Source organism: Pseudolysinimonas sp. (genome assembly GCF_031389465.1).
In the GTDB taxonomy this organism is placed as follows: Bacteria; Actinomycetota; Actinomycetes; order Actinomycetales; family Microbacteriaceae; genus Pseudolysinimonas_A.
Genome location: NZ_JANMSQ010000070.1, coordinates 1 through 6,281 on the forward strand (window position 1 = coordinate 1; position 6,281 = coordinate 6,281).

The window sequence follows — 6,281 nt, forward strand, 5'->3', positions numbered from 1 at the left end:
GCCACGAGTGCCACGCCGACCGCCGTGACGCAGCCAAACCACAGCACATTGTTCAGCAAGATCGAATTGGCAACCGGTGGATTCATGGAAAGCTGCTTGTTAGTATCAAATTTATGCAGGGCGGATTTCCAATCCGCCCGCGAATGGACGGATTGCAAATCCATCCTACGGTAATGCCTATTCCGCGGAGGCCGGCGGCAGGGGCGGCTTGCCGTCGCTGACACGCCACACCCGCACCGACCAGAGGCCGACCTTGAGCTTGCGGATGCCGTCGATCTCGATGGTCTTCGGTCCGTCCAGGAGCCATTTCTGCTGGGACACGTGCCCCGTCCTCTCTCGCGATATATCGCGTGTCGAGAAGTCACGATATATCGCGAGTTCTGCCCGCGCAAGTGTCGAGAGTTGACATTGACGCAGCGTCAAGTTCTACGGTCGAAACATGGAGTGGAGCATCCAAGAAATCGCCAAGCTGGCTGGCACCACGAGCCGCACGTTGCGTCATTACGACGAGACGGGTCTCGTACCGCCGAGCCGGGTCGGCGCCAACGGGTATCGGTACTACGACGCCGACGCCCTCGTGCGCCTGCAACGCGTGTTGCTGTTGCGCGAGCTAGGGCTCGGCATCCCGGCGATCGTCCAGGTGCTCGAGGGTCAGCGTGACGACGGGCACGCTCTGGCGCTCCACCTGACGTGGCTTCGCGAGGAGCAGCGTCGGCTCGACCGGCAGATCGCCAGCGTCGAGACCACGATCAAAACCCTGAACGGAGGTGAGAAGCCCATGGCAGAGAACATGTTCGACGGTTTCGACCACACCCAGTACCGGGACGAGGTCGAAGAACGGTGGGGCAGAGATGCGTTCACGAGTTCCGACGGCTGGTGGCGCGGGTTGAGCGCGGACGCGAAGGCCGCATTCTTCGAGACCGCGTCGCGGCTGGGCGCCGACTGGACCGATGCAGCGACGCGCGGCATCGGTCCGGACGGCGACGAGGCGCAGGCCCTGGCGCAGCGCCAGTTCGACTGGTTGCGCGGCATCCCGGGAACCCCGGGCGACGGCCAAGACGGCGCGACGCTGCCCGGACCGACGAAGGAGTACTTCCTTGGGCTCGGCGAGATGTACGTCGCCGACCCGCGGTTCGCGAAGAACTACGGAGGTGAGGCCGGGGCGACGTTCGTACGCGACGCGATGCGGTCGTACGCGAACCGCAACCTCTAACGCGTGCGAACGCGGCTGTAGCCATCGGTGGCGACGGTGACGATCGTCGCCACCACGGCCCACGCGACGAGCGCGAGCAGGGAGACCGTCACGGCGATCATGCGGATACCTCCTTCACGGCAGTCGGGGTGGTCGGTCGATCGGGGATGCGCAGCAGCGGCAGCGTGACGTTGACCATCGGTCCGATGAGCAACGCGAAGGCGAGCGTGCCGACGCCGAGCTGACCGCCGAGCACGAAGCCGACGAGCAGCACGATCACCTCGATGCCGGTGCGCACGACCCAGATCGGCCATCCGGTGCGAGCCTGCAACCCGGTCATCAGCCCGTCGCGCGGCCCGGGGCCGAGGCGGGCGCCGACGTAGAGGCCCGTCGCGAGTGCGAGCAAGGCGAGCCCGCCGGCGAAGACGACCACCTGCTGCACCGGCACCGTCTGCTGCGGCACGAGCCACAGCCCGAATTCGGCGCTCGGCCCGATCAGTAACACGTTGAGCACCGTGCCGACGCCGGGCTTCTGTCGTAGCGGGATCCAGAGCAGGAGCACGAGTGCGCCCACGAGGTTGACGACGAGGCCGAACGGGAGGCCGGTCTGCCGGGTGATCCCCTGGGCGAAGACGTCCCACGGCGGAACTCCGATGCCAGCGCGTACCAGGAGGGCGATCGCGATGCCGTAGGCCACGAGGCCAACGACCAACTGGACCCCACGACGCACCCAGAAGAGGGCGGATGAGGGGGCCGATGCGAACATGTGGCTAGCCAACTCCGATATTGGCACTTGAGCAAGGTGCCAATCCTGCTACTGTGGCTGGATGGCATCCTTGTCTGCCCGCGCCCTCGCCGCCCTCATTGTCGGGTGGCGCGATCTCGCCAACGGCCCCGCCTACGCCGCCCTCGCGGACCGCGTGCGCCTGCTCATCCTCGACGGACGTATCGCCCTCGGCACCCGACTGCCCGCGGAACGCGAACTCGCCGCGCAGCTCGGGTTGAGTCGCACGACGGTGTCAGCCGCGTACGCCGACCTGCGCGCGAGCGGGTACCTCGACAGCGTCCGGGGCTCCGGCAGTGTGGCACGCCTCCCCTCCCGCGGGGGCGTCGTACCCGACGTGTTCGTCACCGACCAACTCGACTTCAGCAAGGCGGTGCTGCCCGCGCATCCGGCCGTCGCCGACGCGGCTCAGCGAGCCGCCGCAGCGCTCCCGTCGTTCCTCGACGAGTCGGGTTTCGACCCCATCGGCATGCGGCTCGCGCGTCAGGCGATCGCCGACCGGTACACCTCCCGCGGGCTACCGACGGATGCCGACGAGGTGCTCATCACGGTGGGCGCGCAGCACGGAATCGCCCTGCTGGCCCACACCCTGTTGTCGCGGGGCGACCGCGCGATCATCGAATCCCCGAGCTACCCGCATGCGGTCGAGGCGCTTCGGTCGGCCGGGGCCCGCGTGGTGACGGTGCCGGTGACTCCCACCGAGGGTTGGGACGAGTCGGCGCTCGAACAGGCCTTCCAGCGCACCAGTCCGGTACTCGCCTACCTGATGCCCGACAACCACAACCCGACGGGCGCCACGATGCCGCGGGCGCAGCGCGAATGGATCGTCGCCCTCGCGGCCGAGCAAGGCACCACGCTCATCATCGACGAGACGATCGGCGGGCTCGAACTCGACGGGCAACCCGCGCAGGCACCGTTCGCCACGCTCGGCCGTGCGGTGATGCTCGGCTCGCTCGGCAAGTCGGTCTGGGGCGGCCTCCGAATCGGCTGGATGCGCGCCGACCGCGAACTCATCCAGCGGGTGGCGCGCAACCGGTTCATGACCGACCTCGGCACCCCGATCCTCGAGCAGCTCATCCTGGTCGATCTGCTCGCCGACCTCGACCGCATCCTGGATGACCGGCGCGCCTATCTGCGGGCGAGCCGCGACCATCTCGCCCGCCGCCTGGCCGAGGTGCTGCCGACCTGGCAGATGCCGAAGGTGACGGGCGGGATCGCTGCCTGGGTGAACATCGGGCTGCCTATCTCGTCGCAACTGGCCCTTGCCGCGCGCACCGAGGGGCTCGTCATCGCGGCGGGGGCACGCTTCGGAGTTGAGGGCGTCTTCGAGCGCTTCATCCGCATCCCGTTCACGTTCCCGCCCGACGTCATCGACCGCGGGGTGGAGGCGCTCGCCGCCGCCTGGCGTTCAGTGACCCGCACCCCGCTCGCCGTCACCGACGGGGACTACGCGCAGGTCGTCTAGTTCGCAGCCTTCTATCAGGCGCATTCATCCCGCGGGAGTACGGGCACGCTGAGGCCCATTGCGATACTGACTTCGGTAGCACGGCGGCGTGCATCCATGTCCTTTCACAGCCTCTAGGAGCCCGTCGTGCACCTGCTTTCGGTGTTCAGCCTGCGTAACCGCGCACTCATCGCCCTGCTCACGATCGTCATCGGCATCTTCGGCGGCATCGCGCTCACCTCCCTCAAGCAGGAGCTCTTCCCCTCGGTGACGCTGCCGCAGCTCACGGTGATCAGCAGTTACCGCGGCGCGAGCCCGGATGTCGTCGAGGCCGACGTCTCGACCCCGATCGAAGCCGCCATCCAGGGTGTCGACGGTCTCGAGTCGACGGCAGCGACCTCGGGCGCCGGCATCTCGACCGTCTCCGCTGCATTCACCTACGGCACCGACCTCGCCCGCGCCGAACAGAAGATCCAGCTCGCGCTCAACCGCATCCAAGACCAGCTCCCCGCCGCCGTCGACACGCAGGTCGTCAGTTTCTCGCTGAGCGACTTTCCGATCGTGGTGCTCGGTGTCACCAGCGACCTCGACGCCGACGAGCTCTCGGCAGTGCTGCGCGACCAGACCATCGTCGACCTGTCGAACCTGCCCGGGGTCGGCCAGGCGTCACTCTCCGGCGCGAGTGGTCAGCGCGTCACGATCACTCCCGACCTCACGGCGCTCGCCGTCCAAGGGCTGAGCACCCAGGCGATCCGGGATGCGCTCGACGAGAACGGCGTGCTGCTCGCGACCGGCGTCATCGACGAGGGCGACTCTGAACTCATTGTGCAGGCCGGATCCGCGCTCACCGCGGCCGACGACATCTCGGAGCTACCGCTGCTCGGCGGCAACGGGGACCTGGTCACGATCGGCGACGTCGCCGAGGTCGAGATCGTCTCCAACCCGATCACCGCGATCTCGCGTGTCAACGGCGACCCGTCGCTCACCATCTCGATCACCAAGACACCGGCGGCCAACACCGTCGATGTCGCCAACGAGATCGCCGCGGCACTCCCCGCGCTCGCCGAAGTGATCGGCGCCAACACCGAATTCACGACAATCTTCAACCAGGCGCCGTTCATCGAGGAGTCGATCGAAAGCCTTGCCCTCGAGGGCGTGCTGGGCCTGACTGCAGCGGTGGTCGTCATCCTGCTGTTCCTGCTGTCGGTGCGCTCGACGCTTGTCACCGCGATCTCGATTCCGGTGTCGGTGCTCGTGACATTCATCGGGATGCTCGCGACTGGGTACACGATGAACGTGCTCACCCTCGGTGCGCTCACCATCGCGATCGGTCGCGTCGTCGACGACTCGATTGTCGTCATCGAGATCATCAAGCGACACCTCTCGCTCGGCGAAGAAAAGAAGACGGCGATCCTTACGGCGGTGCGCGAAGTCGCCACCGCGGTCACCGCCTCGACCGCTACGACGGTCGCGGTGTTCCTGCCGATCGCCCTGGTCAGCGACCTCACCGGCGAACTGTTCCGACCCTTTGCTCTGACGATCACGATCGCGCTCGTCGCCTCGCTATTCGTATCGCTGACGATCGTGCCCGTGCTCGCCTATTGGTTCCTCAGGGCACCGAAGGCGATCGGAGTGCTGGAGTCGGCGAACGACGAACTTGCGAAGCCGAACGCGCTGCAGCGCTCCTACCTTCCCGCGCTCGGCTGGACGTTACGGCATCCGGTCATCACGCTGGGTGCGGCGGCGGCTATCCTCGCTGGCACCGTCGGGCTTGTGTCGGTCACGCCGACGAACTTTGTGGGCAACCAGGGGCAGAACACGATCTCGGTCAGCCAGACCCTTCCGGCCGGGTCGAACCTCGCGACGATCGACGAAGCCGCCGCGACGGTCGAAGGCGCGTTGCTCGACATCGACGGTGTCGAGGTCGTTCAGGTGTCGATCGGCAGCGATGGAGCGTCGGTGCTCTCGCTCTTCCGAGGCGGCGCCGATGCGACCTATTCGATCACCACCGACCCCGACTTCGATCAGGAAGAGTTGCGGCTCGAGGTGACCGAGGTGCTCGATGGCATCGATGGTGCCGGAGAGCTCTCGGTGGGCTCCGGCGGCGGAGGCTTCAGCAGCAACGTCGAGATCGAGGTACGGGCGGCCGACCCCGACAAGCTCGCCGCGGCCACCCAAGAGCTGCTCGCCGACGTTCAGGCTCTCGACATCACCGCCCAGGCCGAGAGCAACCTCGCGGTCACCCAGCCGTATCTCGCGATCGAGGTTGACCGGCAGAAGGCGGCGGATGCCGGACTCAGCGAGATCGCGGTCGGCGGCATCGTCGCCGAGGCGATGCTGCCCGCGGCGGTCGGCTCGGTCACGATCGACAACACCGTGCTGTCGGTCTACATCACGAACCCGAACGCGCCCGTCACGGTGCAGGAGCTGCGCGACTTCCCGATTCCGACGGCGGCGGGATTTGTTCCGCTCTCCGACCTCGCCACCGTCGAAGAAGTCGAAGCCCCCGCGACGATCTCAAGCGAACGCGGCATCCGCACCGCCACCATCACGGTCACGCCGTCGGTTCAGAACCTCGCGGTCGTCACGCCGGCACTCGAGCAGGTCATCGCCGACGCCGACCTGCCCGACGGCGTGAACGCCTCGGTCGGCGGTGTGGCGGCCGATCAGGCGGAAGGCTTCTCGCAGCTCTTCCTCGCGCTGCTTGCCGCCATCCTCATCGTCTACACGATCATGGTCGCGACGTTCCGGTCGCTGCGGCAGCCGCTGCTGCTGCTCGTATCGATCCCGTTTGCCGCGACGGGTGCGCTGCTGTTGCAGATCGCGTCGGGTGTGCCGTTCGGGATCGCGTCGATCATCGG

At 67.3% G+C, this 6,281-nt stretch carries 5 protein-coding genes; 3 read left to right on the plus strand and 2 right to left on the minus strand.

The window, feature by feature from the left end:
- Positions 1 to 177 precede the first annotated feature (177 nt).
- The gene (locus tag RMO30_RS02725; protein WP_309709185.1) at positions 178 to 321 is read right to left on the minus strand and encodes a hypothetical protein; all 144 of its coding nucleotides are present in this window, start codon (positions 319 to 321) and stop codon (positions 178 to 180) included.
- A 118-nt stretch (positions 322 to 439) separates the two neighbouring features.
- Between RMO30_RS02725 and RMO30_RS02730 the strand changes: the two genes are divergently transcribed.
- The gene (locus tag RMO30_RS02730; protein WP_309709188.1) at positions 440 to 1,213 is read left to right on the plus strand and encodes a MerR family transcriptional regulator; all 774 of its coding nucleotides are present in this window, start codon (positions 440 to 442) and stop codon (positions 1,211 to 1,213) included.
- Positions 1,214 to 1,310: 97 nt separating this feature from the next.
- On the opposite strand, the gene RMO30_RS02735 is transcribed toward RMO30_RS02730, so the two are convergent.
- Positions 1,311 to 1,958, minus strand: coding sequence for a hypothetical protein (locus RMO30_RS02735; RefSeq protein ID WP_309709190.1), 648 nt, complete (start codon positions 1,956 to 1,958; stop codon positions 1,311 to 1,313).
- Positions 1,959 to 2,019: 61 nt separating this feature from the next.
- Between RMO30_RS02735 and RMO30_RS02740 the strand changes: the two genes are divergently transcribed.
- Together RMO30_RS02740 and RMO30_RS02745 are read left to right on the plus strand one after the other, a co-directional pair.
- Positions 2,020 to 3,441, plus strand: coding sequence for a PLP-dependent aminotransferase family protein (locus RMO30_RS02740; RefSeq protein WP_309709193.1), 1,422 nt, complete (start codon positions 2,020 to 2,022; stop codon positions 3,439 to 3,441).
- Positions 3,442 to 3,567: 126 nt separating this feature from the next.
- Positions 3,568 to 6,281: efflux RND transporter permease subunit (locus tag RMO30_RS02745; protein ID WP_309709196.1), on the plus strand; the 2,714-nt coding region annotated here is incomplete at its 3' end.

Bases quoted from the DNA above. Each gene is read 5' to 3' on its own strand.
- RMO30_RS02730 (WP_309709188.1), top strand. From the start codon at position 440: ATGGAGTGGAGCATCCAAGAAATCGCCAAGCTGGCTGGCACCACGAGC.
- RMO30_RS02735 (WP_309709190.1), bottom strand. From the start codon at position 1,958: ATGTTCGCATCGGCCCCCTCATCCGCCCTCTTCTGGGTGCGTCGTGGG.
- RMO30_RS02740 (WP_309709193.1), top strand. From the start codon at position 2,020: ATGGCATCCTTGTCTGCCCGCGCCCTCGCCGCCCTCATTGTCGGGTGG.